The following is a 424-nucleotide window of genomic DNA, read 5'->3' as shown; positions in this document are numbered from 1 at the left end:
GACCGGCGCGATGTTCGAGCCGGGCGAGTGGTACAGGCGGCTGCGCAAGCCGGTCTGGACGCCGCCGGGCTGGGCCTTTCCGCTGGCCTGGACGGTGATGTACCTGCTGATGTCGCTGGCCGCGATGCGGGTCGCGCCCCTGGCGGGGTCGGGGCAGGCGATGGCCTTCTGGGCGGCGCAGATCGCCTTCAACACGCTATGGACGCCCATCTTCTTTGGCCTTTACCGCATGGGCGCGGCGATGGTCGTCATCGCCTTCCTGTGGGGGTTCGTTGCGCTGACGACGCTGGCCTTCTGGCGGCTGGATCCGGTGGCGGGGGGGCTGATGCTGCCCTATCTGGCCTGGGTCACCGTGGCGGGGGCGCTGAATTTCACCGTCTGGCGGATGAACCCCGACGCGCCCCGCGCCGCGCGGGGCTGAGCG

General features: G+C 70.8%; 1 protein-coding gene. It reads left to right on the top strand.

Translation table 11 applies throughout. The features are described from left to right. Positions 1-421, top strand: a 421-nt coding sequence (gene tspO, locus ACLD7X_RS19200; protein ID WP_411425271.1) for a tryptophan-rich sensory protein TspO, incomplete at its 5' end; no start/stop codon positions are given. Positions 422-424 lie beyond the last annotated feature (3 nt).

The organism is Aphanothece microscopica RSMan92 (genome assembly GCF_046613545.2).
Lineage (GTDB): Bacteria > Cyanobacteriota > Cyanobacteriia > PCC-6307 > Cyanobiaceae > NIES-981.
This window is presented reverse-complemented; position numbering and strand designations above follow the sequence as displayed.